The sequence below is a fragment of the Mesorhizobium neociceri genome, assembly GCF_013520985.1.
GTDB lineage: Bacteria > Pseudomonadota > Alphaproteobacteria > Rhizobiales > Rhizobiaceae > Mesorhizobium > Mesorhizobium neociceri.
Genome location: NZ_JACDTY010000004.1, coordinates 389,334 through 415,902 on the forward strand (window position 1 = coordinate 389,334; position 26,569 = coordinate 415,902).

22 protein-coding genes and 1 pseudogene are annotated in these 26,569 nt (G+C 61.9%); 11 read left to right on the plus strand and 12 right to left on the minus strand.

Translation table 11 applies throughout. The annotated features are described in order from the left end of the window. The first annotated feature begins 37 nt into the window (after nt 1-37). Nucleotides 38-1,240 (plus strand): sugar ABC transporter permease, encoded by a 1,203-nt coding sequence (locus tag H0241_RS12060; protein WP_181057628.1) that lies wholly within the window; start codon nt 38-40, stop codon nt 1,238-1,240. A gap of 118 nt (nt 1,241-1,358) precedes the next feature. Then, nucleotides 1,359-3,008 carry a tannase/feruloyl esterase family alpha/beta hydrolase gene (locus H0241_RS12065; protein WP_210284861.1) on the plus strand — a complete coding sequence of 550 codons (1,650 nt, stop codon included), beginning with the start codon at nt 1,359-1,361 and terminating at the stop codon, nt 3,006-3,008. Here the strand turns inward: H0241_RS12065 and H0241_RS12070 are convergent. The 7 genes from H0241_RS12070 to iolD form a co-directional block, all read right to left on the minus strand. Then, nucleotides 2,996-3,955, minus strand: coding sequence for a sugar phosphate isomerase/epimerase family protein (locus H0241_RS12070; RefSeq protein WP_181057629.1), 960 nt, complete (start codon nt 3,953-3,955; stop codon nt 2,996-2,998). The genes H0241_RS12065 and H0241_RS12070 overlap by 13 nt on opposite strands. A 9-nt stretch (nt 3,956-3,964) precedes the next feature. After that, nucleotides 3,965-4,975 (minus strand): Gfo/Idh/MocA family oxidoreductase, encoded by a 1,011-nt coding sequence (locus tag H0241_RS12075; RefSeq protein ID WP_181057630.1) that lies wholly within the window; start codon nt 4,973-4,975, stop codon nt 3,965-3,967. 96 nt (nt 4,976-5,071) lie between these two features. Continuing rightward, nucleotides 5,072-6,205: a Gfo/Idh/MocA family protein gene (locus H0241_RS12080; RefSeq protein WP_181057692.1), complete on the minus strand. Its 1,134-nt coding sequence runs from the start codon at nt 6,203-6,205 to the stop codon at nt 5,072-5,074. A gap of 32 nt (nt 6,206-6,237) precedes the next feature. Next, nucleotides 6,238-7,308 carry a sugar phosphate isomerase/epimerase family protein gene (locus tag H0241_RS12085; protein WP_181057631.1) on the minus strand — a complete coding sequence of 357 codons (1,071 nt, stop codon included), beginning with the start codon at nt 7,306-7,308 and terminating at the stop codon, nt 6,238-6,240. 96 nt (nt 7,309-7,404) lie between these two features. Beyond that, nucleotides 7,405-8,220 (minus strand): SDR family oxidoreductase, encoded by an 816-nt coding sequence (locus H0241_RS12090; protein WP_181057632.1) that lies wholly within the window; start codon nt 8,218-8,220, stop codon nt 7,405-7,407. Beyond that, nucleotides 8,217-9,122, minus strand: a complete 906-nt coding sequence (gene iolE / locus H0241_RS12095; RefSeq protein ID WP_181057633.1) for a myo-inosose-2 dehydratase — start codon at nt 9,120-9,122, stop codon at nt 8,217-8,219. The genes H0241_RS12090 and iolE overlap by 4 nt, the downstream gene beginning before the upstream one ends. Nucleotides 9,123-9,248: 126 nt before the next feature. Next, nucleotides 9,249-11,093: a 3D-(3,5/4)-trihydroxycyclohexane-1,2-dione acylhydrolase (decyclizing) gene (gene iolD / locus H0241_RS12100; RefSeq protein WP_181057634.1), complete on the minus strand. Its 1,845-nt coding sequence runs from the start codon at nt 11,091-11,093 to the stop codon at nt 9,249-9,251. 108 nt (nt 11,094-11,201) lie between these two features. On the opposite strand from iolD, the gene iolG reads away from it, so the two are divergent. The 7 genes from iolG to H0241_RS12135 all read left to right on the plus strand — a co-directional run bounded on the left by iolG (nt 11,202) and on the right by H0241_RS12135 (nt 18,628). Continuing rightward, a complete protein-coding gene (gene iolG / locus H0241_RS12105; RefSeq protein ID WP_181057635.1) occupies nt 11,202-12,221 on the plus strand; it encodes an inositol 2-dehydrogenase in 1,020 nt (339 codons plus the stop codon). Continuing rightward, nucleotides 12,214-13,650, plus strand: coding sequence for an NAD-dependent succinate-semialdehyde dehydrogenase (locus tag H0241_RS12110; RefSeq protein ID WP_181057636.1), 1,437 nt, complete (start codon nt 12,214-12,216; stop codon nt 13,648-13,650). The genes iolG and H0241_RS12110 overlap by 8 nt, the downstream gene beginning before the upstream one ends. Before the next feature lie 10 nt (nt 13,651-13,660). Next, the gene (locus tag H0241_RS12115) at nt 13,661-14,473 is read left to right on the plus strand and encodes an HpcH/HpaI aldolase family protein (RefSeq protein ID WP_181057637.1); all 813 of its coding nucleotides are present in this window, start codon (nt 13,661-13,663) and stop codon (nt 14,471-14,473) included. After that, nucleotides 14,473-15,441 carry a hydroxyacid dehydrogenase gene (locus H0241_RS12120; protein ID WP_181057638.1) on the plus strand — a complete coding sequence of 323 codons (969 nt, stop codon included), beginning with the start codon at nt 14,473-14,475 and terminating at the stop codon, nt 15,439-15,441. Before H0241_RS12115 ends, H0241_RS12120 begins: the two co-directional genes overlap by 1 nt. Nucleotides 15,442-15,730: 289 nt before the next feature. Then, nucleotides 15,731-16,480 carry an ATP-binding cassette domain-containing protein gene (locus H0241_RS12125; protein ID WP_210284886.1) on the plus strand — a complete coding sequence of 250 codons (750 nt, stop codon included), beginning with the start codon at nt 15,731-15,733 and terminating at the stop codon, nt 16,478-16,480. After that, on the plus strand, nt 16,470-17,561 hold the full coding sequence (locus H0241_RS12130; RefSeq protein ID WP_181057639.1) for an ABC transporter permease: 1,092 nt from the start codon (nt 16,470-16,472) through the stop codon (nt 17,559-17,561). Before H0241_RS12125 ends, H0241_RS12130 begins: the two co-directional genes overlap by 11 nt. A gap of 62 nt (nt 17,562-17,623) precedes the next feature. Beyond that, nucleotides 17,624-18,628 (plus strand): substrate-binding domain-containing protein, encoded by a 1,005-nt coding sequence (locus H0241_RS12135; protein WP_181057640.1) that lies wholly within the window; start codon nt 17,624-17,626, stop codon nt 18,626-18,628. 425 nt (nt 18,629-19,053) lie between these two features. Here the strand turns inward: H0241_RS12135 and H0241_RS12140 are convergent. From H0241_RS12140 to paoA, 4 genes and pseudogenes are all read right to left on the minus strand, one after another. Then, a pseudogene (locus H0241_RS12140) lies at nt 19,054-19,337 on the minus strand (Atu4866 domain-containing protein). Between the two features lie 325 nt (nt 19,338-19,662). Next, nucleotides 19,663-21,825, minus strand: coding sequence for a xanthine dehydrogenase family protein molybdopterin-binding subunit (locus tag H0241_RS12145; protein WP_181057641.1), 2,163 nt, complete (start codon nt 21,823-21,825; stop codon nt 19,663-19,665). Next, nucleotides 21,822-22,799, minus strand: a complete 978-nt coding sequence (locus tag H0241_RS12150; RefSeq protein ID WP_181057642.1) for an FAD binding domain-containing protein — start codon at nt 22,797-22,799, stop codon at nt 21,822-21,824. The genes H0241_RS12145 and H0241_RS12150 overlap by 4 nt, the downstream gene beginning before the upstream one ends. After that, nucleotides 22,796-23,455, minus strand: a complete 660-nt coding sequence (gene paoA, locus H0241_RS12155) for an aldehyde dehydrogenase iron-sulfur subunit PaoA (protein WP_235984238.1) — start codon at nt 23,453-23,455, stop codon at nt 22,796-22,798. Before paoA ends, H0241_RS12150 begins: the two co-directional genes overlap by 4 nt. 188 nt (nt 23,456-23,643) lie before the next feature. On the opposite strand from paoA, the gene H0241_RS12160 reads away from it, so the two are divergent. After that, nucleotides 23,644-24,261 carry a TetR/AcrR family transcriptional regulator gene (locus H0241_RS12160; protein WP_181057643.1) on the plus strand — a complete coding sequence of 206 codons (618 nt, stop codon included), beginning with the start codon at nt 23,644-23,646 and terminating at the stop codon, nt 24,259-24,261. A 100-nt stretch (nt 24,262-24,361) separates the two neighbouring features. Then, complete coding sequence (locus H0241_RS12165) at nt 24,362-24,913, plus strand: flavin reductase family protein (RefSeq protein WP_181057644.1); 552 nt, start codon at nt 24,362-24,364, stop codon at nt 24,911-24,913. 414 nt (nt 24,914-25,327) lie between these two features. On the opposite strand, the gene H0241_RS12170 is transcribed toward H0241_RS12165, so the two are convergent. After that, nucleotides 25,328-26,497: an acetyl-CoA C-acetyltransferase gene (locus H0241_RS12170; protein WP_181057698.1), complete on the minus strand. Its 1,170-nt coding sequence runs from the start codon at nt 26,495-26,497 to the stop codon at nt 25,328-25,330. Between the last annotated feature and the right edge of the window lie 72 nt (nt 26,498-26,569).

The window sequence follows — 26,569 nt, forward strand, 5'->3', positions numbered from 1 at the left end:
CCCGTCCGGCGAAAAGTATCAGAAGGATACGTCAAAAATGGCAAACTCGGCCGCCGCTTCCGGTGATGTCAAACGCCGCACGTTCGGCGAAGTGCTCAACAGCGACATGCGTGCACTGCCCGTCATAATCGGGCTCGTGGCGCTGTGGGTGTTCTTCGCGCTCCAGAGCAATGTCTTCCTGACACCGCAGAACCTGTCGAACCTGCTCGTCCAGAGCACGGTCGTGGGCATCATGGCGATCGGTCTGATGTTCGTGCTGCTGGTCAAGGAAATCGACTTGTCGGTCGCGGCGATCAACGGCGTGACATCGGTCCTGATGGCGAAGCTGGTCGTCGACTACGGCGTTTCGCCCTGGCTGGCGGTGACGGTCGCAATCGTCACGGGTGCTGCTATCGGCAGCTTTTCGGCGCGCTGGGTCACGTTTGTCGGCGTACCGTCCTTCGTGGTGACGCTGGGGCTCGGACTGGCCCTCAATGGCTTGCAACTCGTCCTTTTACCGCCGACCGCCCGCTACGGGTTGATGGGAACCGGTATCGACAAAATCGCCGAGACCAAGATTTCGGGGATCACGTCATGGGCCGCGCTGGTGATCGGGCTCGTCGCGTTTGCCGCTCTGGTCCTGTCGGGCATTGCCCGCAGAAAGCGCGCCGGTCTGGAAGCTTCGCTGTTCAGCCGATTTGTGCTGCCGCTCGGCGCGGCCGCGATTTTTGGCGCCATCGTCGTGACGATCCTCAACGCGCATCAGGGCATACCGGTCGTGGTTCTGATCTTTGCGATCCTGCTCGGGATAGGCGGCTATATCCTCAAGGAGACCCGGTTCGGCCTCTACCTTTATGCTGTCGGCAACAATGACGAGGCCGCGCGCCGGGCCGGCGTCAAGGTTGCGCGCATCAAGATGGCGGCCTTCGCCATTGCCGGCGGCATCGCTGCGCTGGCTGGCGTACTGGGCGCATCGCGAGCGCTGGGCGTTGGCGTCTTCTCCGGTGGCGGGGTAGGGGGCGGCACACTGCTGCTGGAATCAATTGCCGCCACCGTCATTGGCGGCGTCAGCCTGTTCGGCGGCCGCGGCTCCATTCACGCGGCCCTGTTGGGCGCGCTGGTCATCGGAACAGTCCAGAACGGGCTCAACCTGATGGGCGTCGAGAACTACGTTCGCCTCATCGTGACGGGATTGCTTCTCGTGCTGGCCGTATCGATCGACAAGCTGATCGAAAAGGCCATGGGTCAGCAGAATTTCTGATTTGCTTCAAACCCAACTACGCTGAAACGATCGGTGGAAACTGGAAGGCAGTAGTCGCCTGCTTGCGTGGGCTGCTATGAAAATCCGGTATTGCTGCAGCGGAGGCGCTCGATCCGTCATGCGATGGTCAAGGATCCGGCAAGTCGTCGGTGTCGGCCTGATGGTCATGACACTTCCGTTTGCCGCGCAGGCAGCCTCACCCGTCGTGTCCTGCGACGAACTTGCCAGGCTGGCGCTGCCGAACGCGACGGTCACGGCTGCGGAGCTAGTGGCTGCGGGACAGTACCAGATGCCCGACGACCCGCTTTCGCAGATCATGGGCCAGCCAGGGATGAACGTGGCCGGCTACGCCAAGGAAGCGCCCAATCCTGCGTTCTGCCGCGTGGCGGCCACCCTCACACCCAGCAGCGATTCAGCCATCAGGGTCGAGGTCTGGCTGCCGGTAGTCGGTTGGAACGGCAAGTTCCTTGGCGTCGGCAATTTCGGCTGGGCCGGCTCGCTCATGGTGCCGGGCATGCTGAGCGGGCTTGCGGAGGGCTACGCCACTGCTAGCACCGACACCGGGCATGACAGCGCCACCCCGGAAGGCCAGGGCGGGCGCTTCGCGCTCGGCCACCCCGAGAAGCTGATCGACTATGCGTACCGCGCCGATCACCTGATGACGGTCGCTGCCAAGGAGATCATCAAGTCCTTCTACGGCAAGAGCGCCGCTCTATCCTATTGGATCGGCTGCTCGCTCGGCGGGCTCGAAGGGTTGATCGAAGCCAAGCGGTATCCAGACGACTATGACGGCATCGTTGTCGGTGCACCGCCCAATCCGATCGTTAACTTCAATGCTGAGCAGCTCTGGGCCGGCTGGATCAGCAACCGCAATCCGGACATCCAGATCCCCAAGCCCAAATTCGCCATGGTGAACGATGCCATGATGAAGCAATGCGCCTCGCCGGTTGGCCTCAAGCAGGGCTTTGTCGACGAGCCCGATAAATGTGCATTCAAACCAAAGCAGTTGCTGTGCAAGGGCGCCGACGGCCCGGACTGCCTGACCACATCGCAAGTCAGCATGCTGGAACAGATCTATACCGGCCCGGTCAATCCGCGCACCGGCGAGCTCATCTCCCCCGGGCCGGCGAAAGGCAGCGAGGCTGGCTTCTCCGCGGACGGCAAGCCGTTTCCAGTCGCGTTGGACCTGTTCAAATATGCAGCCTTCGAGAACCCGGACTGGGACTGGACGACGCTGGATTGGGACAAGGACATAGCGACCGCCACCGCCAAGGTCGGCCCGCTGATGCATGTCGATGCCGACCTGACGCCTTTCCTGGCCCGCGGCGGCAAGCTGATCTTCTACATCGGCTGGAACGACGGACATAACCCGGAGGAACTGATCGGCTATTATCAGGCGGTGCTGCGCAATGCGGGTCCGAAGGCTGACGCTTCCGTTCGCTTGTTCACCATCCCCGGAATGGGGCACTGCCTAGGCGGCGCGGGATGCGACACTTTCAACAAGCTTGGCACGATCGATGGGTCGAACAGGGCGAGGCGCCGCAGCGCGTTCTTGCATCCAGGGTCAGCGACGGGAGCGTGGAGCGTACCCGTCCGCTGTGCGCCTATCCTCAGGTCGCCCAATACAGGGGCGTCGGAGACATCAATGACGCGGAGAATTTTCTCTGCTCCGGCGAATAGCCGATGCGGGCTGCGTTGCCTTCCCGCTCATGCCTTGAGATCGAAAGCTGCCATCGTCGCCTCCGCATGCTGCGATCAAATCGCCTGAGGCTTGAAATCGCTCGGAGCTACGGGCGCCACCCCTTTGAGCAGGGCGATGGATTTTTCCAACCCTTCGAGGCTGTTGAGCAAAACGTCTTCATGTTCGATTGAAAGCCAGCCGTCATAGCCCGCCATTGTCAGCCGGTAGCAGAATTGCCGCCACCATTCCTCGCCATGGCCGAAGCCAAGGGTGATGTAGGACCAACTGCGGGCAGCGATATCCACCAGAGAGCCGTTTTCGAGAAGCGAGGTCTTGGCCTGCACCGGCGCGTTGAGCATCGTGTCCTTGGCGTGGACGTGATAGACGGCCTCGCCGAGCGCTTCGACCGCAACGAGTGGATCCGCGCCCATCCAGAACAGATGCGACGGGTCGAGATTTGCGCCGATGACCGGACCGATGGCCGTTCGCAGCTTGAGAAGCGATGGAACATTGTAGACGCACTGGTTTCCGTGAAGCTCCAGCGCAATGCGTTCGACGCCGCATTCCCTGGCAAGTTTCGCAATCTCCGTCCAGAAAGGCAAAAGCTTCTCATCCCACTGGTAGCGCAAAATTTCTTGCGTCTCCGGCGGCCAGGAGGAGACCACCCAGTTCGGCATGAGGTCATCCTTGCGTCCTGCCGGCAGGCCGGACATCGTGCAGATGGTCTTGATCCCCATCTCGCCGGCGATGCGGATTGTGTCCTTCAGGCATTCGGCTTGCTCGGGCTGGGTTGGGTGCAGCGGATTGCCGTTGGCGTTGAGCGAAATGATTTCGAGGCCGCGGCTTTCGAAGGCATTGGCGAAGCTGCGGCGCGCGTCCGCGCTCGCCTTCATCGTCTTCAGGTCGAAATGGGGCGCAGTCGACCAGCCGCCCGTGTTCACCTCGACTCCAGAGACGCCAAGGCGTGCGGCATGGTCGAGAAGTGCATCGAACGTCATGCCGCCAAGGCTGTCGGAAACAAAGCCCAGTTTCATCTCTATCCCCTACCGGTCATACAGGGACGGCTTTTCCGCCCTCGTTATGGTGACACGCCGACCCTCCTTGAGGGCCTTGACACCGGCTTCGGCGACCAGCGCCGTGCAGTAGCCATCCCAAACGTCTGCGGCGACCGCAGGGAATTCCGCCGTGCGCACGAAGTGAAGGAAAGCCTTGTCCTGGAGCCGGTAGGCTTCGGCAAAACGGGGGCGCCAATCCGACGCATAGCGCTCGAAGGCCATGAGAGCACCGTTCTGGCGCGTTGTGGCAGGCACATTTAGGAAGATCGATCCCTTTTCGCAGACGAGTTCGCCGCGCACGTCATAGCCATAGGCGGCGTTGTTGTTGATCTCGACATTGACGAGCTGGCCCCTGTCTGTTTCGAGAACCATGAAGACCGGCGCGCCAGTCTTTGATGCGTCGACACCCCCCGGCTGGAAAACCGAGATAGCCGTATGATCGGCGCCCAGTACGAAGCGCGAGACGTCGAATTCATGCGGGGCGGAATTGGTGATCGCCATCTGGCCGGTGAAGTTGGCCGGCGCTTCCACGTTCCGATGGAAATTATGCATCATGATCGCTCGGCCAAGCGAGCCGTCGTCGAGCGCCGCTTTCATGTCGCGATAGGACGGATCGAAGCGGCGCATGAAACCAAGCTGGACGAACCGTCGACCGCGCTCCACTTCCGCTTCGATCACGCCCAGGCACTCCTTCGCGCTTTGCGACAACGGCTTTTCGCAGAGCACCGGCTTTCCGGCCTCGATCGCGGCGAGCGACAGCGGTGCGTGGGTCTCGTCGGGGCTGGCAATCACCAAGGCGTCAACGTCGCTGCGGCGGATGGTTTCCAAGGGGTCCGTGGCGGCATCGGTCGCGCCAAAGGCCTGTGCCACCTTTCGGGCTCGCTCCGGTGAGGCGTCGCATACGACCTGGAGGTTTGCTCCCGGCAGGTCTTCGGCGACAATCCGGGCATGGTCGGCGCCCATGATGCCAGCGCCGATGATTGCTATTCTGATCGACATCTATTGCCTCATTTTCTGAGAGCCGACTGGCGAGGAGACTTGTCTCCAAATGCCGCAAGGACAATGATCACGCCTGGCAGCCGCTGCGATGGCCGGTCAGACGGCGTAGGGTTTCAGCCAGGGCTGCCCTTCGGCTTCGGCGCTATCGACCACTGCATCGACGAATGCCACGCCCTTCAGCCCGTCATAGGCGGTCGGCGCGTTCAACCCTATTGCCGTTGCCTCGCGCCCCTCGCGACGGGCGCGGATGGCTTCGGCAAAGCCGCGATAGAGATTGGCGAAGGCCTCAAGATAACCCTCTGGATGGCCGGGCGGTGTGCGGGTTCGCGCCTTCGCTGCCTCGCTCAAATCGTCGGCACCACGCTTGATGGTCTCGGTTCGGCCGAATAGCGGTGAGAACGTCAGTTCGTTCGGCTGTTCCTGGAACCAGGTTAGACCGCCTTTTTCGCCGAAGACACGCAGCCTAATCCCATTCGAGCAACCGAGTGCGACCTGGGACGACCAAAGCAGCCCTCGCGCGCCACCTTCGTAGCGCAGGAGCACATGGGCGTTGTCGTCAAGCACGCGTCCCTCGACGAAGGAAGCGAGGTCCGCTGTCAGTGCCTCCAGCTTCAGCCCGGTCACGAAGCCAGCTAGATGATAGGCGTGCGTGCCGATGTCGCCGACCGAGCCGCCACGCCCAGATCGCTTCGGGTCGGTGCGCCAGGCGGCCTGGACATTGCCGGCGGTCTCAATGGCCGTTGCCATCCATTCAAGAGGATATTCGACCTGGACGACGCGGATCGCGCCTAGCTTGCCCGCCGCCACCATCTCGCGTGCCTCATGCACCATCGGATAACCCGAATAGGTGTAGGTCACGCCCATGAAGCGTCCGGTCTCGCGCACCAGCTGCTCAAGCGCGATCGCGTCTTCGAGTGTGTTGGTCAAGGGCTTTTCGCAGATCACCTCGTAGCCGGCCTCGAGAAAAGCCTTGGCGATCGGAAAATGGGTGTGGTTTGGCGTGCAGATCGCCACCACGTCGATACGGTCCTCGCGGCCGTTCTCCGCGGCGATCATGGCCTTGAAGTCGTCATAGGATCGGGTGGGATCGATGCCTTGCGTTGCCGCGAAGCGGTGGCCGCGCGCTGCGTCCGCGTCGAAGGCGCCGGCGACAAGCTGGAAGGCGCCATCGAACCGGGCCGAGATGCGGTGGATGTTGCCGATATAGGCGCCTTCGCCGCCGCCAACCATGCCGAGCCGAAGCGGTCGCTGAAACTCCGCAGTCACGAGCGTGCCCTCCTGTCGATACCCAGAATGGCATCGTTGATCGTGCGGTCCGCACTGGCCTTGACGAAGTCGTCGAAGGCGCGTTCGGAAACGCGGATGATGTGATCGCCGATGAAGCGCGCGCCCTCCGCCGCGCCGTCCTCTGAATTCTTGAGGCAGCATTCCCACTCGAGCACCGCCCAGCCGTCGAAATCATAGCCGGAGAGTTTCGAGAAGATCGCCTTGAAGTCGATCTGTCCGTCGCCCGGCGAACGGAAGCGGCCGGCGCGCCGGATCCAGGGCTGGAAGCCGCCATAGGCGCCGGTCTTGCCGTCCGGCCGGAACTCGGCATCCTTGACGTGGAACATTTTTATGCGCTGGTGATAGTGGTCGATATAGGCGAGATAATCGATCGCCTGCAGCACGAGATGGCTGGGGTCGTACATGATGTTGCAGCGCGGATGGTTGCCGACGCGCTCCAGGAACATCTCGAAGGTCAGTCCATCATGCAGGTCCTCGGCAGGATGGATTTCGTAGCACAGGTCCACGCCACTCTCGTCGAAGGCATCAAGGATAGGCCGCCAGCGCCGCGCCTGCTCATCGAAACCGTCCTCGATCAGCCCGTCCGTCCATTGCGGATATGGATAGAGGAACGGCCACAGCAGCGAGCCTGAGAACGTGACGTGGCGGTCTATGCCGAAACGCCTCGACGCCTTGGCGGCGAGATGAAGCTGGTCGACTGCCCACGCTTGCCGTGCGACCGGATTGCCCCGCACCTCGGGTGCGGCGAAGGAATCCGCCGGATGATCGTAGGCGGGATGCAGGGCCACGAGCTGGCCCTGCAGATGGGACGCCAGTTCGGTGACAACCAGGCCGTGTTCGGCGAGCTTGCCGGCATAGTCGTCGCAGTAGGTTTGGCTCTCAGCCGCACGCTTCAAGTCGATGACGCGCTTGTCCCAGGTCGGTATCTGCACGCCCTTGAAGCCCTTGGCCGACGCCCAGCCGGCCAATCCCTCGATGCTGTTGAACGGTGCTTCGTCGCCCGCGAACTGAGCCAGAAACACAGCTGGCCCCTTTATGGTCCGCATCTTGCTCTCCTTCTGGCGGCAGCGCCGCCGATCGTCCGTTGTCGAAACTGTTGCCGCCTCGAAGAGTGAAACGCGGCTTCTGCGGTTCCAATGGCTTCAGAGCGCCATCGCTTTTTCGGGCACAGCCATCGGGCCGGGTGCGGCGCCGAGCACAGTCTGGTCGTAATCCACGACCGCACCCGTCATCAGCCCCGCATCGTCCGAGACGAGGAAGTTTACCGCCCGCGCTGCCTCGCGGGGGTCAATCAGGCGCCCGAACGGCAGGTTCGCGACCGCCTTCGCTTCCCAGTCGGGATCACCCTTCTCACTCGCCTGCAATTCCCGCTCGTGATCGGACGCCATCCAACCGATATCCAGCTGGTTGACGCGGATGCGGTTCTTCATGACGGAAAACGCCGTGTTGCGGGTCAGCGTTGCCAGTGCCGCCTTGGTGGCGCAGTAGACGTTGATGAAAGGCTGGCCGGCTTGTTGCGAAATCGAGCCGATGTTGCAGATAGCACCCTCGATGCCATTGCGAATCATGTGCCGGATCGCCTCCTGCATGAGGAAATAAGGTCCGCGCACATTCACGGCGAACAGGGCGTCGAACAATTCCGGCGATGTGTCGAGGATCGTACCCCGATCCGTCCGCGCACCGGCATTGACGAGCACGTCGATCCTTCCGAAAACGCGCTCCGCTTCCGCGATCACGCGGCGGCAATCCTCGACATTTCCAAGGTCTGCGTTGATGTAATGCACCGGCACGCCCGTGGCGTGCGAAATGTCGGCTGCGACCGCGCGGCCCTTGGTTTCATTACGGCCAAGGGTGACGAGGCCTGCGGCTCCGGCTTGCGCCAGCTGGCGCGCGATAGCCGCGCCCAACCCTTGCGTCGATCCGGTGACGACGCAGATCTTACCATCCATTCGGTTCATGCCTTGTCCTCCACTGTGTAGCCAGCCGCGGCCATGACGCGCAGCAATTCCCTGTGCCCTATCTTCGCCATTTCGAGCGGCGGGCTTTTGACGGGATCCTGCTCGGCTTCAACGACGAACCAGCCTTCGTAGCCGTGGCTCGCCAAGCGCTTGACGATCGCCTCGAAGTCGAGCGAGCCGTCACCGGGCACGGTGAAGGCTCCCTTGACCACGGCGTCGAGAAAACTTTCCCGGGTGCGGTCGAGTCCGTCCACGACCGCCTTGCGGATGTCCTTGGTGTGTACATGCGAAATGCGGGCGTGGTGCTTGTCGACCACCCGCAGCACGTCGCCGCCGGCAAAGGCCATGTGGCCGGCATCGTAGAGTAGGGCCAGGCCCTCGCCGGAATGCTTCATCAGCAAATCGAGCTCTTCCTCGGTCTCGATCGGCGCGGCCATGTGGTGGTGGTAGGAAATCGGCATGCCCTCGTCCGAACACCATTCGGCGAAGGCAGTCATTTTGCGACCATAGATTCTGATCTCGTCTTCCGAGAGCCGCCGCTTGGTGGAAAGCGGCGCGGAACGGTCGCCTTGTATGGTGCCCGCAGTCTCGCCGTAGACGATGCAGGGGGCGTCGACGGCCTTGAAGAGCTGCATCTGCTGGGCGATGCGGTCTTTCTCCGCTTCGATATCGCCGTCAAGCAGCAGGCCGGAGAACCAGCCGCCGCAGACGCTCATGCCGTGCTGCCTCAGAATAGGCTCGAGCACGGCCGCCTCCATCGGGAAACGGCGGCCGGTCTCCATGCCCGTAAAGCCGGCCTCGCGAGCCTGCCGCAGACACTCCTCCAGCGAAACGTCATCGCTCAATTCGGCGAGGTCGTCGTTCCACCAGGCGATCGGCGCGATGCCAAGCTTGGCTCTCATCTTGATCTCCATCATCATTCCAGCTGCCGCCGCCTACGTTTTGGCGCCGCGAAAAAAACTGCCGGAACAATGCTCAGGGAGTGTGGCATCGTTCCGGCAGAGGACGCCCTGGGGGGTCCGAAAAACTTAGACTCCTATGCGCTGCCGCTTGCGGCCTTCGGCTTGCGCGGAATGGGCCTCGCGCACCTCGGCTCGCTCGCTGACCTGCGGTACGCCGACGTCCCACCACGCGTCGCCAGGTGTCCAGGTGTAACCATCGGAGACAATGGTGATGACCGTGGTGCGATCCGTCCCCTTGGCCCACTCCACGGCTTGGCCGAGATCCGCAAGGCTCTCGACGCGCCGCGTAAGGGCGCCCATGGCCTCGGCGTGCTTGGCGAAGTCGACCGAAAACGGCTCCTTGACCCGGCAATCCTTGATCATGTTGTTGAAGGAGGCGCCGCCCTTGGCATTCTGGAGCCGGTTGATGACTGCGTAGCCGCCATTGTCGCAGACGATCAGGATCATCTTGTGGCCGGCGAGAACCGATGAATAGACGTCGGAATTCATCATCATGTAGGTGCCGTCGCCGATCATCACGATCGGCGTGCGTGTCGGGTCCGCCATCGCCGCGCCCCATCCGGCGGCGATCTCATAGCCCATGCAGGAAAATCCGAACTCGCAGTCGAACGTGTTCGGCTCTTTCACGCGCCAGTTCTTCATGACTTCACCTGGAAGGCCGCCTGCCGCAGTGATCAGCAGATCGCGCTCGCCAGCCTTTGAGTTGACCACGCCGACGACCTGGGCGTAGGTTGGAACCGGGTCATTCGTGGGCTTCTGGAATCCGTCGAGCGCCGTGTTCCATTTCGCAAACTCGACCTTGCCTTTTTCGGTCCACCTGCTGTCGGCCTTCCAGTCACCAAGCGCGGCCTCGACCTCGTTGATCGCTTCCAGCGCATCGCCGACCACGGCCAGAGCCCGGTGCTTCGTGGCATCCCACCGTGCGGCGTTGATCGAGACGAATTTGGCGTCGGGGCTAAATGCGCTCCACGATCCTGTGGTGAAATCCATGAGCCGCGTGCCTACGGCCAGGATCACATCGGCTTCGCCCGCAAGCGCGTTCGCCGATGTCGAGCCGACGATGCCAATAGGCCCTACATGGGCAGGATGGTCGTGCGTCACGGTGCCCTTGCCGGCGATGGTTTCAGCAAGTGGAATACCGCGCGCTTCGGCGAATTTCGCGAGAGCGGCCTCCGCACCGGAGTAACGCGCGCCGCCGCCCGAAATGATCAGTGGACGCTTGGCCGTCTTGAGAAGACGCACCGCCTCGTCGAGGCGCGCGCGATCCGGCCGGGGGCGCGGAATCGCATGGACCGTGGGTTCAAAGAAGGACTCGGGATAATTCCAGGCGACTTCCTGCATGTCTTGCGGGAGGGCGATGAAAGCCGGCCCGCAGTCGGCCGGGTCGAGTAGAACCGCGACCGCCTGGGGCAGCGAGGAGATGATCTGCTCGGGATGGACAATACGGTCCCAGTAGCGGGTCACCGCCTTGAACGCGTCGTTGACGTTGATGGTGGGATCGCCGAAGTGCTCGACCTGCTGCATCACCGGGTCGGGCCGGCGGCTGACGAAGGTATCGCCCGCAATCATCAATACCGGAAGTCGATTTGAATGGGCGACGCCCGCGGCGGTCACCATGTTCAGGGCGCCAGGGCCGATCGAGGTGGCGGCAATCATGATCTGGCGCCGGCGCTTTGCCTTCGCGAAGCCGATCGCAGCCAGGGCCATGGACTGCTCGTTCTGGCCGCGCCATGTGGGAAGCATATCCTGGGCCGCCTCCAGAGCCTCGGACAGGCAGGTGACGTTGCCATGGCCGAAAATGGCGAACACACCCGCAAACAGCGGAACCTTGCTGCCGTCAATGACGGTGAACTGATTGCTCAAATAGCGCACAAGCGCCTGCGTCATCGTCAGACGAATGGTCTTCGTCATCGCTTCCTCCCTGGCGAATTTCCTCTGTCCAGACTTTTACGGAATAGCCATTGACAAATCAACCTCTTTGCAACGATCATTGCAAAAATATTGTTGCGGAGGAATTCAATGCTCAGAATTGGCGTGCTCGGATGCGGGCGCATCGGGCGTATGCACGCGGCCAACATCGCCGCGCACCCACGAACGAAGCTGGCGGCGGTCTATGACGTCAATCGCGCCGCGGCCGACGAAGTGGCGGCCATGCTTGGGGTCTCTGCGTTGGCATCGGCCGACGCCATGTTCGACACCAGCGATGTCGATGCCGTGTTGATCGCCACCGCGACAGACACCCATGTCGACTATATCGAGCGGGCAGTGGCGGCCGGCAAACCGGTGTTGTGCGAGAAGCCCATCGACCTTGACCTGAAGCGCGTCGATCGCTGCGCAGCCAATATCCGTGGCACCAAACTGCCCATCATGATTGGCTTCGTCCGTCGCTTCGACCCTGGGCATGCGGCGGTGCGGGCGGCCATCCATAGTGGCGAGCTCGGCGAGCTTCACCAGGTGATCATCACGTCGCGGGATCCCGGCATGGCGCCAGCTGCCTACATACGCGTATCCGGCGGCATATTTCGCGACATGACCATCCACGATTTTGACATGGCTCGCTTCATGCTCGGTGAAGAGCCTGTCGAAGTCTTTGCGACCGGCAGCCGGCTGGTCGACCCCGGCCTGATGGCCGAGACGAATGACTGGGACACGGTGACCGTGGTTTTAAACACCGCGAGCGGCAAGCAATGCATCATCAACAACTCACGCCGCGCCGTCTACGGGTACGATCAGCGCGTCGAGGCTTTCGGATTCGCCGGCATGGCGATTTCCGAAAACCGCCGCGCGCATGAGGCCCGTCTCTACGCCGAGGGCTTAACGGATCGGGCACAGCCCTACCTCCACTTCTTCATCGAGCGCTACAGGGAAGCGTTCAACGCTGAAATCGACGACTTCGTCGACGCCATTGAAAGCGGACGCCAGCCGTCGGTCGTTTTCGAGGACGGGCGCCTTGCATTGGTTCTCGCCGAAGCCGCGATGAAATCGGTTGCCGAACGTCGCGTGGTCCGCACCAGCGAGATCGGTGGCGGCAATGTATGACAAATACGGACTTTTCATTGATGGGGAATGGCGCGCCGCCTCCGACGGCAGCACGGCGACGGTAGCCAGTCCCGTCACCGAACGTTCCCTTGGCGAAGCGCCGACGGCCACGCTGGAAGATGCGCAAGCTGCGTTGGCGGCGGCCGAACGTGGCCTTGCCGCGTGGCGGGCAAAGAGCGCGTTCGAACGCGCCGACGCGCTTCATGCCATCGCCGACGAAATGACCCGGCGGCAGGACGAAGCTGCCCGGATGATTACGTTGGAGACTGGCAAGCCCATCGCGCAATCCGGACGCGAGTGGGTTCTGGCGACGGATCAGTTCCGCTGGTATGCTGAAGAGGCTCGGCGCATTTACGGCCGCATCATCGAAAGCCGCGTCCCGGGAGGCCGCTTCGAAGTGCTGCACGAGCCGATCGGCGTCGTGGCGGCTTTTACAGCATGGAATTTTCCGGCAGCGCTCGTCGCCCGCAAGATCGCCCCAGCGCTTGCCGCCGGGTGTTCGGCCATCCTTCGGCCTTCTAGCCAGACGCCAGGCGTCGCGATGGTGATGATCGACTGCCTGCGCGCGGGCAGGCTGCCCACCGGCACGGTCGGCCTTCTCGTCGGGTCGACGGCCACGACCTACGTGCCGCTGATGGCATCGGCGCTTGTGCGCAAGGTGTCGCTGACCGGGTCTACACGGGTCGGGCAACAAATGCTGCGCGACGCAGCCGATACGGTGAAGAAAGTGTCGATGGAGCTTGGTGGTAACGCACCCCTCATCGTCTTCGATGACGCTGATATCGAGACCGCCCTCAACGTGTCGGTGCCGACAAAATACGCCAATGCCGGACAGGTCTGCGTCACCCCGGACCGCTTCTTTATCCACGAAAAGGTCCATGATGCTTTCGTCGACGGTTTCGTCGCGCGGGCCAAAGCCCTGAAGCTGGGCGATGGTCTCGATCCAACGGTACAGATGGGGCCCCTGATCAATTCCAGGAGGCTCGACGAAATCGAAAAGATCGTCGTCGACGCGGAAAAGGCCGGGGCCAGGATTGCCGCCGGCGGTCGCCGCTCGCCAGCCTTCAACTCCGGTCATTTCTTTGAGCCGACTGTCCTTACAGACGTCGCAGACGACATGACCGTTTTTGCCGAGGAGAATTTCGGTCCGGTCGCGGCCATCACCCGCTTCTCGTCCGAAGAGGAGGTCCTGGGTCGGGCAAACGCCTCGAAGATGGGGCTTTCTGCCTACGCCTTTACCCGGGATGCGGGGCGTGCTCGCAGAGTTGTCGCGACGCTCAAGGCCGGAATGGTCGGCATCAACAGCTTTGCGCTCGCCGCTTCAGAGGCACCGTTCGGCGGGACCAACCATTCCGGCATGGGCCGGGAAGGCGGCGCTGAAGGTATCCGGGACTATCTCGATACCAAGCTGGCTCAAGTCGTATTCTGAGGAACGTTACATGATCAAGAACAGGCTCAAGCAGCTTTGGGCGGAAGGGAAGCCGACCATCAATGGCTGGCTTTCAATCGGCAACAGTTTCACCGCCGAGATCATGGCGGCGCAAGGTTACGACAGCATCGGCGTCGACCTCCAACACGGAGCGCTCGACTACAACGGCCTGTTGCCAATGCTGCAGGCGATGCGGGCCTCCGCCACGGTGCCACTCGTGAGGGTGCCCTGGCTGGAGCCGGGCATCATCATGAAAGTGCTCGATGCGGGTGCTTATGGCGTCATCTGTCCGATGGTGAATACCGCCGAACAAGCGGCCGAGTTTGTCAGCTACCTGCGCTATCCACCGCAGGGCAGCCGAAGCTTTGGTCCGACACGCGTGAATTTCGCGGCCGGTGCCAACTATGCTTCGGAGTCCAACGGCGAGATACTTGCCTTCGCCATGGTTGAGACCGCCGAGGCGATGGACAACCTCGACGCGATTGCCTCGACCCCAGGGCTCGACGGGATCTACGTTGGCCCGGCCGACCTGACCCTCGGCATGACCCAGGGCCGCCTGCCGCCTGCCTTCGACCGCGAAGAACCGGAGATGATCGAGGCCATCCAGCGCATTGTGGCGGCCTGCAAAAGAGCCGGCATAGCCGCGGCATTGCACTGTGGAACTCCGGCCTACGCGGCGCGTGCGATCGGGTGGGGCTACAACATGACCACCGTCTCCAACGACGTACGCATGCTGGCCGGTGCGGCAGAAGCGAATATCAAAAAGTTCAGGGAACTCACGGGCGGATCAAGCGTCAGCGCCGGTTCCAAGGGAGGGTACTGATGCCGCATGTTCTGGTTGCCGGGAAACTCCATCCGGCTGGAATCTCCTTGCTCGAGCAGTCCGCCGGCATAACCTATGACTACGTGGAGGAAGTCTCCGAGCCAAGTTATGCCCCACTGATCGGCAAGGCCGACGGGCTGGTGATCCGCACACAGCCCCTCTCGGCCCCAACCGTGGAGATGGCGGGCAGGCTCCGGATCGTGTCCCGTCACGGTGTCGGCTACGACTCTGTCGATTTGCCGTCCCTCAACAAGCGCGGCATCACGCTCGCTGTCGTTGGCGACGTCAATTCCATATCTGTCGCCGAGCACGCCATGATGATGCTCCTTGCCTGCGCCAAGCATGCTGTGCGCGGGGACAGGTCAGTTCGCGAGGGCGCCTGGAATTGGCGAAACAGGCTGGAAGCATCGGAACTGGCCGGCAAGCGTCTGCTGATTCTCGGATACGGACGCATCGGCCGGCATCTCGCGAGGATGGTGGCTGCCTTTTCCATGGAAATCGCCGCCTACGATCCGTATCTCGAAAAAGTCGGATGGCCGGAGGGCCCTGCGAAAGCAGTCTCCGATCTGGCGCCGGCCCTTCAATGGGCGGACGCTATTTCCGTACATGCCCCCAAGGGTGATGCTCCTATGATCGGCAAGCGCGAGTTCTCCCTCATGAAGCCGGGAGCCTGGCTCGTGAACACCGCGCGCGGCGGCGTCGTCGATGAAACAGCACTTCTTGCAGCGCTTGAGTCCGGCAAGGTGGCGGCCGCCGGCCTGGATGTGTTCGACGAGGAACCACCCGCTGCCGACAACCCGCTCCTGTCCTGCGATCAAGTGATCCTGTCGCCTCATATTGCCGGCCTTACGATCGAATGCGGTGAACGGATGGCGGTGTCGGCGGTGCAGAACGTGCTCGATTTCTTCGAGAGTAGGATCGACCCAATGCTCGTGGTCAACGGCAAAGAGTTGAACGGCCATCGATAGCATCCCAGCCGCTAAGCAACCACCGGAAGCCGCTACCCTAGGCCTCTCAGCCCGCAACAGGAAACGTTGCAACTGAGCGGATGCTACATCCCCGACAATCACTCGACTTCGATTTCGTGCAAGATGCGGCAGAAAATATCTCATCAAAAACATATAGTTAATCGATATCGAAAATAGTTGTTGCAAATTACCAAACTCTGCAATAAGCATTGTTGCATAAGAACTTCATACGCAATTTCCATTGCAAATGAGGCGAGGCGAGACTCCAAGAGCCGCCGATCCAGGGAGGATGAACCACGTGTCTTTGCTTGAAGTGCAGGGCGTTGGCAAAAGCTTCGGGGCAATCCGGGCGCTGTCGGACGTCAGCTTTTCGATCGAACCCGGTGAAGTGGCCGGCCTGATGGGCGACAACGGCGCCGGCAAATCCACGATGGTCAAACTGATCTCGGGAAACTTCCCCCCGAGCGAAGGCGAGATCAGGGTAGACGGCAAGGCCTGCCACTTCCACAAGCCGCTTGATGCCCGCGATGAGGGGATCGAGGTCGTCTATCAGGATCTGGCGCTGGCCGACAATTTGACCGCCGCGCAGAACGTGTTCCTGGGTCGAGAACTCAAAAAGGGCATCTGGCCTTTCCGGATCCTCGACAAGCAGGCGATGATCGATCGTTCGGCGGAGCTGTTCGGTGAACTGAAGTCAGAAACGCGGCCGCGCGATCTCGTCAAGAAAATGTCGGGCGGTCAGCGCCAGGCAGTCGCAATCGCACGAACCCGTTTGTCCAATGCCAAACTCGTCCTGATGGACGAACCGACCGCTGCGATTTCCGTACGCCAGGTCGCCGAAGTGCTGGACCTGATCAGGCGCATGAAAGCGCGCGGCGTTGCGGTGATCCTGATCAGCCACCGCATGCCGGACGTTTTTGCAGTGTGCGATCGCATCGTCGTTCTGCGGCGCGGCACGAAGGTGGCCGACAAGCCTACTGATCAGACATCTCCGGAAGAAATCACCGGACTAATCACGGGAGCGATCCGTGCAGCCTAATCAAGTTCAATCCTCGCAGGAAGGTCACGCCTCGATTGCCGACATCGTCGGCATCGTGGAGCAGTCCGCATTTCAGAAGCTGAGAACCAGTCAGGCCTTCTGGGTGTCGGTCGCACTCTTCGTCCTTGTCGTGTTCATGACCATGCTGGAACCGAGTTTCGGCACCGCCGAGAACGCAACCAACATCACCCGCAATTTCGCGCCGATCGCCATCATGGGGCTCGGCATGACCGTGGTCCTGATAACGGGTGGCATCGACCTGTCAGTGGGATCCGTGATGGGCCTCGTCGCCATCGTCGCCGGCGTGCTCCTGACAGCGCATTATTCCTGGTACGTGGCCTTTATCGCGGGCCTTCTGGCCGGCATTGCCTGCGGGGCGTTCAACGGCTTTTTCGTCGCCTATATCGGCATGCCATCGTTCGTGGTCACGCTCGGCATGTTGTCGGTAGCGCGTTCGCTGGCTGTCGTGCTGTCAGGCAACCAGATGCTCTATCAGTTTGGACCTGACGCGCCGATCGTAAAGGCCATCGGCCAGGCGAAGTGGCCCATTCACTCGCCGGACGGCTGGGTTCCCAACTGGATACCGCAGTTCTCGTCCCACTTCTGGGTGATGGTGGTCATGGCGCTAGCGCTCGGCTGGGTGTTCATCTTCACCGCCTGGGCCCGCCATCTGTTTGCAATTGGCGGCAATGAGACTGCCGCGCGCATGACTGGCGTGCCGGTCGATAAGATCAAATTCCAGGCCTATGTGTTTTCGTCCTTCTGTGCCTCGATCGCATCGCTGCTCCTGCTGGGTTACAGCGGCTCGGCGATCAACGCGGTCGGAACAGGCTACGAGTTGCGTGTCATCGCCGGCACCGTCATCGGCGGCGCCAGCCTGATGGGTGGCTATGGCACCGCGTTTGGCGCGGTTATCGGTTCGGCCTTCCTCGAGGTCGTGCGCAATGCGCTGCTGATGGCAGGCATCGATTCCAACTGGCAGGGTGCCTTCGTCGGCATCTTCATCATTCTCGCCGTGCTGCTTGGCATGGGGACATCAGGCAGATCGCTGAAGTCCTTCTTCATCATCAAGCGCGGCTAGAGTTCTGCCGGCCTGGGCCGGTGGAAAATCTTGAGGTGAACACAACAAACGGAGGAACATCGATGAAGAAATATCTTTTGGCAGCCGCGGTCGCCGCGTCTGCGCTCACGGTTGGACAGGCCTACGCCCAGCAAAAACTCGTATTTGCGCTGGTGCCGAAGAACATGAACAACCCGTATTTCGACCAGGCCCGGGATGGCTGCAAGAAGGCGGAGGCAGAGTCCAACGGCGCGTTCGAGTGCATGTACATCGGCCCCGGCGAACATGGCGGCGGTGAAGAGCAGGTTCAGATCGTGCAGGATCTGGTTGCCAAGAAGGTCGATGGCATTGCCGTCGCACCGGCGAACGCGGCCGCGATGGCCGTAGCGCTGCAGGCGGCGAAGGAAGCTGGTATTCCTGTGTTGACCTGGGACGCCGACACGCTGCCCGAGAACAAGGATCTGCGCGCCGCCTACGTGGGGACGCACAACTACGAGATCGGCGTGAACCTCGCCAAGATCGTCCAGACGATCAAGCCGAAAGGCGGCACCATCTGCATCCAGTCCGGTGGCGCGGCTGCCGCAAACCACAACGAGCGCATGCAGGGCATCCGCGACACGCTCTCCGGGACCAAGTCGGCCGCTTCGCCGGGCGATCCCTTGACCGGCCAGAACGGCTGGACGGAGGCGCCAGGCTGCCCTCTCTACACCAACGACGATTTCCCGCTGTCGGTGCAGCAGTTTCAAGATTTCATGGCGAAGATGCCGAACCTCGACGCATTCGTGCCGACCGGCGGCTTCCCGCAATTTGTGCCGGACGCCAACCGCGCAGCGGTCGAGCCGTACAAGGACAAGATCGCCAAGAAGGAACTGGCGCTGGTCGTTGCCGATACCCTGCCCACCCAGATTGAACAGATGAAGGAAGGATATTCCCTCGGCCAGGTCGGTCAGCGTCCGTTCGAAATGGGCTACAAGACCATGTTCGCGCTCAAGGACATGAAGGACGGTAAGCCGGCTCCGACCGACCCGACCTACACCGGGCTTGACGTCTGCACGCCGGAGACGGCCGACACTTGCATCGCGAAATAGCCAAGAAAGGAGGTGGGAGGAATCCCGCCTCCTTTTCCATCGGCGCCCCTTGGCCGACCGGTTTTGAACTTGCACCTATGAAGCTTGGAAGCATGACAGTCAGACCTGATCTGCGGATGGGCCTGATCGGCGCGGCATGGCGGCTCAAACGTTACGATCGCTTGGCTTTGCCACGTTGGGCGGCGACTGACGCACGCTCATTCCCGATCCCGAAATCGACGTGATCGACATCACCGCCCGAATGCTCTCCACGCGCGCCGGTTGGCCAGGCTTGGGATGATTCGAGAACTGCCGATCGGTTCTGAAAGGCGATGAGCGCCATCACGAACATCTCATTGAGACGATTCATTGATCACTTAGTGCTGCAGAACGCTCGAAGTGGATGGCGTGTCGTCGCCAAATCTTCCATCTAAATTGCATAGACACTAACCCGGAACTTTTCGGTCTCGATAGAGCACCATCCCGGCATGGTAGAGGATCCCGTCTCTGAACTCACCGTCAGCGGTGAAACCAGTGTCATCCCAATAATCGATATGGTTACCACGGACCTCGTATCGGCCCCGGTAAGCGCTTTCGCGACGGCCGCGCGCTTCGTCATAGCGACCGTTCGGGAGCAGGTTGTGGCGACGTGGCCGTCTGCGGTGATCCACAGGCCGGTATAGGGATGCGTTCGGCCTGGTACCGAGTCTGACTTCTTTGGAGTGTTCATCCGAGCAAATCCTTACGGTTGCCGCCGTGGTGGCTTATGGCAACTGCCGCCAATTCGTCATGCGGTCGCTAAAATCGAGTGTGCCGCCGTCGACCGTGAAACGGCCGCCGTGGAAGCGGCGCGTGCGCGTGCAACGGTAGGTGAGATTTCCGATGCCTTGCGCAGGATCTTTGGTGACGACGCGGCGGTTCCCAAAGTCGTTAGCAAGGTCTTTGGCAAGGCCATGAACGTGAACCGGAATTCACCGCGCTGGTTGCGCGCCTGGATGAAGTCTCGGCCTGGCGAGCAGCGCGCTCCTCGTCCAGTTGCTGCGTTCGGGGAGTGATCACGCCGCCGTCCTCATCGGCGGAAGTCCCGACAGCAGCTTGGACAGGGTGATCGGAAAGTCCCGGACCCGGATGCCGGTTGCGTTGAACACTGCGTTGCTGACCGCCGCTCCCGTGCCGCAGACGCCCAGTTCGCCAACGCCCTTGATGCCGAGATGGTTGGCGTGTTCGTCATAGTCGTCGAGCAACACCGTCTCGATGGCCGGAATGTCGGCGTGCACCGGCATCAGATATTCGGCGAGATCGCCGTTCACCCAGTTGCCGTAGCGCGGGTCGACATGGGCTGCCTCGTGCAGTGCCGAGCTCACGCCCCAGATCATGCCGCCCATCAATTGTGAGCGGGCGGTCTTGGCATTGACGATGCGGCCGGCCGCGAACACGCCGGTCATGCGCCGCAACCGGACTTCGCCGGTGGCGATGTCGACGGCGACTTCTGCAAACGCGGCGCCATAGGTGTTCTGGGAATAATTCTTGAAGTTCGGATCGTCGGCCTGGCCAATGGTTTGTCCGGTGGCTTCAACGCCTTCTGGAAACCAGCGACCGACGTCGGCGAGGATGTCGTTGGGAGTGGCTCCCAAGCCAGCGGCTTCGGCAATCCTGTTCCTGATCTGCTGGCACGCCCGGTCGAGCGCGATCGACAGGTTGGAGGCGCCCCACGAGCCTCCGGCGCCGGCGCTCGGCGGAAAGTCCGAATGCGCCAGTTGGACGGTCACCTGGTCAACGCCGATCCCTAAGCTTTCGGCCGCGATCTGCGCCGCGATGGTGTAGGTGCCGGTGCCGATGTCTGGAGTGTCGGAGCGCACGATCACGCGGCCGTCCGGCTCTATGCGAACGATGGCGCCCGTCGGCCCCTGGAAATGCATGCGGATTCCGGCCGCCATGCCGTAGCCGACCAGGTGATCTCCCTCGCGACGGCTACCCGGCGTCTTCGGCCGTCTATCCCAGCCGAAACGCTTGGCACCCTCGCGCAGGCAATCGGCCAGTCGCCGTCCATTCAACGGCACACCCAACTCGGGATCGATCGCGGTGTCGTTCTTGAGTCGCAACTCCACGGGGTCGATATCAAGCGCATAGGCAAGCTCATCCATCGCGGTTTCGAAGGCGAGCAGGCCCGGCAGTTCGCCAGGGCCGCGCACCGCCTCGGCCGCCTTGAGGTCGAGATTGGTGATCGAGTGCCGGGTCAGGCGGTTCGGCGCTGCGTAGAGCGAGCGCGCCACCGTCGCCGCCTGTTCGATCCACGGTTCCGCCACAGCCGCCTGAAGATTGACGTCGTGCCCAAGCCCGGTCAGTTGCCCGTCCAATGTCGCCGCCAAGCGCACGCGGTGGATCATTTCGGGCCGGTGCCCGGTGAGGGTGAAGACCTGCCGGCGCGTCAAGGCGACCTTGACCGGGTTGGCCAGCTTGCGCGCGGCAAGCGCCGCGAGAACGGCCTCGGCGTGGAGATAAAGCTTGGAACCAAAGCCGCCGCCGACAAAGGCCGCGTCGACGGTCACCTGATCTGCCGCAAGCCCCAGCGTTTCGGCGAGCGCGATGCGGTTTTGCGCGACGGTCTGGGTCGCGAGATAGACGGTGAGATGGTCGTCGCGCCAGTCGGCGAGGCAGGCATGCGGCTCCATTGGCTGCGAGAAGTGGTATGGCGTCGTATAGGTCTGGTCTATGGTCACCGGCCCGGCCGACATCGCTGCCTCGAGGTCACCGAAGCGCGTCTCACCCGGCAGGCCGATACTGAGCGTCGCCTGCGGCTCTGCCTGATCGGCATGATTGGCAAGATCGAAGGCGCCGTCTTCACGCCCATAGGTTAGGTTCACCAGCGCCGCAGCGGCGCGGGCTTGTTCAAAGGTGTCCGCGACGACAAACGCCACCGGCTCCCCAAAATATTCAATCCGGTCGGTGGTCAGTTGCGGATGCGGCCGGTCGAAGATCGTCGGCTTGTTGACGAACGCCCCCTGTTTGGGAGCGTTTCGATGGGTCAGCACCAGGCGCACGCCGGGAGCCGATTCGGCTTCGGCGGTGTCGATGGCGGCGATCTTGCCCTTTCCGATCGCCGCGCCGCGGATGAAACCGTAGAACGGCTGGCCCGCGTCCTGCCGTTCATATGAATACACGGCGCGTCCGGTGACTTTTAGCGGGCCGTCGATGCGGTTGATGCCGGCGCCTATCATCTGGATGCTCCTGCGCGTGCGTGTTCAAGAGTAGCCGCGAGCGTCCGTCGGACGAGTGGCAGCTTGTAGGAGTTCTGTTCGGTTGGCCTGGCGCCGGAGAGCACGACGTCGGCGATCGAATCGGCCACGGCGCCGGCGACGGCATGTTCGGCCTGTTCGACACGCCAAGGCTTGTGCGCGAGACCGCCGAAGGCAAGCCGGTCCACAGTGAGGCGGCCCTCCTCGATCTTGGCAATCAGCGCCACCGAGACAGTGGCAAAGGCGTAGGAAGCGCGCTCGCGCACCTTGCGGTAAAGCTGCAAGCCGCCGCGTGGCTTTGGCAGCGTCACTGCCGTGATCAGTTCGCCCGGCTCCAGAACGGTCTCGACATGCGGGGTATTGCCGGGGAGGCAATGCAAATCGGCGATCGGGATGCTGCGCGACGCTCCGCTGGGCGCAACCGTCTCAACGCTGGCATCCAGCGCCCGCATGGCGACCGCCATATCCGAAGGATGGGTCGCGATGCAGGCTTCGCTGGCGCCGAGAATAGCGTGATTGGCGTTGAGGCCACCGATCGCGGCGCAGCCCGAACCCGGCGTGCGTTTGTTGCATGCCATATCGGTGTCATAGAAATAGGGGCACCGTGTTCGTTGCAACAAATTGCCGGCAGTTGTCGCCTTGTTGCGAAGCTGACCGGAGGCGCCGGAGACAATCGCCCTGGACAGCACGCCGTAATCCCTGCGTATCCGAGGATCGGCAGCAAGGTCGGTGTTGCGGACAAGCGCGCCAATGCGTAGACCGCCCTGGTCGGTTGGCTCAATCCGGTCGAAGCCGATGCTATTGACGTCGACAAGATGCGTCGGCGTCTCGATCTGCAATTTCATCAGGTCCAGCAGATTGGTGCCGCCGGCAATGAATTTTGCGCCGGGGATACGCACCGCTGCTGCTGCAGCCTCGGCCGCGCTGGCTGGGCGTTCGTAGGTGAAGGCTTTCATGGCCGTCCTCCTGCAACCGTGCGGATCGCTTCGATGATGTTGGGGTATGCGGCGCAGCGGCAAATGTTGCCGCTCATGCGCTCACGGATTTCCGTTTCGCTCAGCGCGATCGGCCGAGCGAGATCGACTGTGACATGGCTCGGAACGCCGGAGGCGATCTCGTCAAGCACCGCCACCGCCGAACAGATCTGTCCCGGCGTGCAATAGCCGCACTGGAAGCCGTCATGCTCGACAAAAGCCGCCTGCATCGGATGCATGCGATCGGGCGTGCCCAGTCCCTCAACGGTGGTGATGGCGTCGCTCTCATGCATGACGGCGAGGGTGAGGCAGCTGTTGATGCGCCGTCCGTTGACGAGGACGGTACAGGCGCCACATTGACCCTGGTCGCAACCCTTTTTGCTTCCGGTAAGGTGCAAGTGTTCGCGCAACGCATCGAGCAGCGTCGTACGGGGATCGAGGTCGACCGCATGAAGTTGGGTATTGACCCGCAGCTGAACCGAATGTCGGTTGGCCTCTTGTTTAGGGGACGATGTGCCCCGGAGTTCTTCACCAGCCACGGTCAATGAACTCTCCGCAGCCCCCGGAGTGGGCTGCTCGGGACCGTTGGTCTCTGTATGAACTGAAGCCATAAGCACTACTCCGTTCAGGACGGTCATCCGGCAGGGCTGCTTCGGTGAGCAGCATCTGTGGAGTCCCGACTTGCGGGATGGAATCCACGTGTAAAGATACGATACGTAGCGTCTACTTGCAAACTACGATACGTAGCGTACACTTGTCAAGCCGAGTCGCGGGTTTTTGTGAGGTCTGCCCGCTGCCTCTGCACATGGACTACAGGCAAGGATCGATGGAAAAGAAAAATCCAAAAGAAGCGGCGAGCGTCGCCACCCCGCGCCCCCGCGGCGCGGATGCTACGGCGGCGATTCTCCGTGCCGCATTGGACCTGGGTGAAGAGGTGGGGTTCGATGCGCTGACGATTGAAGGTATCGCGGACCGGACCGGCGTGGCAAAAACGACCATCTATCGCCGATGGCCGAATGTCTCGGCAATCGTGATGGATGCGTTTCTTACCGAAGTCACGAAAGCGGCGCCGATTCAGGAAAAAGCCACGGCGCGAGAGAGTTTTGCAGTGTCCATGAAACTGCTCGCACGGGCTTACCGCGGCCAGCAGGGCAGGATCATGCGGCCGCTGCTGGGGCGGGCGCAAACCGACGAGAGGCTGCTGGAGGCCGTGAAGACGCGTTGGGTCGAACCGCGGCGACAGATCGCCCGCGAGATCGTGCGGCGTGGCATAGCCAATGGTGAACTGAGACCCGGATTGGACCCGGATGTCGTGCTCGATGCTTTATATGGCCCGATCTATCACCGGCTCCTCGTTCCGTACGTCAACTCCGAGGTCTCCGACGCTTACATCGAGGCGGTCATCGAGACAGTATTTGGCGGTCTGGAGTTGAAGCCGCGCTGAGCCGGCGATCGATGTGAGCGCCATCGCGCTCTACCCGTCAGCGGTTGTTGTCGTACGGTTCAGAGCTTGTGGGCGCAGTCAATTACCAAGGAGAACTCTCATGAAGGAAATGCCTGCATCCCATGCCTACCGACTGCTCGAACCTGGTCCCATCGTTCTGGTCACGACTGCTCAAAACGGCAAAGCGAACGTGATGACGATGGGCTTCCATATGATGGTCCAGCACGCGCCGCCGCTGATTGGATGCGTCATCGGACCGTGGGACCACAGCTACAGAGCATTGTGCGAAAGCCGCGAATGCGTGATCGCTATTCCAACCGTTGACCTTGCGCGCACTGTGGTCGACATCGGCAACTGTTCGGGCGACAAGGTCGATAAATTCGAGAAATTCGGGCTGTCGCCCTTATCCGCGCAGGACGTTGGGCCGCCACTTATCGGGGAATGTCTCGCCAATATCGAATGCCGAATTGCCGACGACACGATGGTCGAAACCTATAGCCTTTTCCTTCTCGAGGCGCTCAGGATCTGGATCGATTCCGACCGCAAGGAGCGGCGGACATTACACCACAAGGGAGACGGGTCCTTCACGGTAGACGGCGAAGTCGTCGATCTGCGCGAGAGGATGGTGAAATGGCGGCAGCTTCCGGACTGAGTTTCGTGAGTCTGAGAGCCGAATTCGCATCACGCCACAAAGATCGACCAGGCCCGAGCAAAGTCGATGAGGCCAGGCGATCACGACGAAAGCCCTCGACGACAAAGTCGACGAAGACGCGGGTCTTCGCGGGAAGCAATGTTCGAGTGGCGGGACGATACGGGACAATACGGGAAGACTTCCGATTCTGGCCCACGAAAAAGTCAATGAAATCGATATTCTTGGCACACCATCCGAGCCAGCCAACACTCTAACTGATCGATTTTGTTACATTTTATGGCCATATTCACCTCGGCGCCTTGGACTCGAACCCCCTTCCAAACATTCAGTCTGCGGATGACCAGTTTAGATCTGAAGCGGTTACCGGTGCCTGCTTTCCGGCTTTGAACCTATCTATCACTGCAGGATCTGGCTTCATCGTTCCAGGCAGATCGCCACCCCCTGGCCGCCGCCGATGCAGAGCGAGGCGAGGCCCTTCATGGCATTGCGCCGAGCCATCTCGTGTAGCAGCGTCACCACGATGCGGCAGCCTGAGCCGGCCAGCGGATGGCCGAGCGCGATGGCGCCGCCGCTCATGTTGATGATGTCTTCATTCCAGCCCATCTCGCGGTTGACCGCAATGGCTTGAGCGGCGAAGGCTTCGTTGATCTCCATCACGTCGAGGTCGGACGAACGCCAACCTGCCTTCCGAAGCGCGAGACGCGAGGCCGCGACGGGGCCCAGACCCATATCCATCGGCTCGACTCCCGCTGACGCGTAGGAAGCGATGCGGGCGAGGGGCTTCAAGCCGAGTTCGTTCATCCGCGCTTCCGACATCACCAGCACCGCGGCGGCGCCATCGCTGAGACCCGAGGCGTTGCCGGCAGTGATCGTGCCCGCCGGATCGAAGACAGGTTTCAGCCGCCCGAGCCCTTCCATTGTGGTCGAGGTATTGGGATGTTCGTCACGGTCGACGACAACATCGCCGGCGTTAACGGAGACAGGCACGATCTCATCGTCGAATCGTCCGGTACGGATGGCGGCGTCCGCTTTCTCCTGCGAGCGCAGCGCGAAGCTGTCCTGCTCCTCGCGGGTGATCTGGTAACGCTGCGCGAGCGCTTCGGCGGTTACGCCCATATGGACCTGATGGAAGGCGTCCCACAGCCCGTCGGTGATCATGGAATCCTTGACGATCCGGTCGCCCATGCGGATACCGCCGCGTACGCCGGAGATGACATGCGGCGCCGACGTCATCGAGTCCTGCCCGCCGGCGATCACGCAGTCGGCGTCGCCGCAGCGAATGGCTTGAGCGGCGAGATGGATCGATTTCTGGCCGGCGCCGCACACCTTGTTCACGGTCATGGCAGGAACGCCGACCGGCAGGCCGGCCTTCAGCGACGCCTGTCGCGCCGGGTTCTGTCCGGCCCCGCCAGTCAACACCTGACCCATGATTACCTCGCTGATGGAATCGGGCGCCAGCTTGGTGTCCGCAAGCATCGCCTGAATGAGTTGCCCACCCAGCTCCGCCGCTGAGAGACTGGCGAACGCGCCATTCAGCTTCCCGATCGGCGCGCGTTTGGCGGCAACGATGTACACGGCATCCATTTCAGGTCCTCCACCAACGCGATTTGATCGCCGCGATCGCCGCTTGACATTCTGGTTATAACCAATAATCTG

Bases quoted from the DNA above. Each gene is read 5' to 3' on its own strand.
- H0241_RS12070 (WP_181057629.1), bottom strand. From the start codon at position 3,955: ATGAAACTGGGCTTTGTTTCCGACAGCCTTGGCGGCATGACGTTCGAT.
- H0241_RS12120 (WP_181057638.1), top strand. From the start codon at position 14,473: ATGCCGCATGTTCTGGTTGCCGGGAAACTCCATCCGGCTGGAATCTCC.
- H0241_RS12145 (WP_181057641.1), bottom strand. From the start codon at position 21,825: ATGATAGGCGCCGGCATCAACCGCATCGACGGCCCGCTAAAAGTCACC.
- H0241_RS12150 (WP_181057642.1), bottom strand. From the start codon at position 22,799: ATGAAAGCCTTCACCTACGAACGCCCAGCCAGCGCGGCCGAGGCTGCA.
- H0241_RS12165 (WP_181057644.1), top strand. From the start codon at position 24,362: ATGAAGGAAATGCCTGCATCCCATGCCTACCGACTGCTCGAACCTGGT.
- H0241_RS12060 (WP_181057628.1), top strand. From the start codon at position 38: ATGGCAAACTCGGCCGCCGCTTCCGGTGATGTCAAACGCCGCACGTTC.
- H0241_RS12125 (WP_210284886.1), top strand. From the start codon at position 15,731: ATGAACCACGTGTCTTTGCTTGAAGTGCAGGGCGTTGGCAAAAGCTTC.
- H0241_RS12135 (WP_181057640.1), top strand. From the start codon at position 17,624: ATGAAGAAATATCTTTTGGCAGCCGCGGTCGCCGCGTCTGCGCTCACG.
- paoA (WP_235984238.1), bottom strand. From the start codon at position 23,455: ATGACCGTCCTGAACGGAGTAGTGCTTATGGCTTCAGTTCATACAGAG.
- iolD (WP_181057634.1), bottom strand. From the start codon at position 11,093: ATGACGAAGACCATTCGTCTGACGATGACGCAGGCGCTTGTGCGCTAT.
- H0241_RS12065 (WP_210284861.1), top strand. From the start codon at position 1,359: ATGCGATGGTCAAGGATCCGGCAAGTCGTCGGTGTCGGCCTGATGGTC.
- H0241_RS12115 (WP_181057637.1), top strand. From the start codon at position 13,661: ATGATCAAGAACAGGCTCAAGCAGCTTTGGGCGGAAGGGAAGCCGACC.
- H0241_RS12085 (WP_181057631.1), bottom strand. From the start codon at position 7,308: ATGCGGACCATAAAGGGGCCAGCTGTGTTTCTGGCTCAGTTCGCGGGC.
- H0241_RS12170 (WP_181057698.1), bottom strand. From the start codon at position 26,497: ATGGATGCCGTGTACATCGTTGCCGCCAAACGCGCGCCGATCGGGAAG.
- iolG (WP_181057635.1), top strand. From the start codon at position 11,202: ATGCTCAGAATTGGCGTGCTCGGATGCGGGCGCATCGGGCGTATGCAC.
- H0241_RS12075 (WP_181057630.1), bottom strand. From the start codon at position 4,975: ATGTCGATCAGAATAGCAATCATCGGCGCTGGCATCATGGGCGCCGAC.
- H0241_RS12080 (WP_181057692.1), bottom strand. From the start codon at position 6,205: ATGGTTGGCGGCGGCGAAGGCGCCTATATCGGCAACATCCACCGCATC.
- H0241_RS12160 (WP_181057643.1), top strand. From the start codon at position 23,644: ATGGAAAAGAAAAATCCAAAAGAAGCGGCGAGCGTCGCCACCCCGCGC.
- H0241_RS12110 (WP_181057636.1), top strand. From the start codon at position 12,214: ATGTATGACAAATACGGACTTTTCATTGATGGGGAATGGCGCGCCGCC.
- H0241_RS12090 (WP_181057632.1), bottom strand. From the start codon at position 8,220: ATGAACCGAATGGATGGTAAGATCTGCGTCGTCACCGGATCGACGCAA.
- iolE (WP_181057633.1), bottom strand. From the start codon at position 9,122: ATGAGAGCCAAGCTTGGCATCGCGCCGATCGCCTGGTGGAACGACGAC.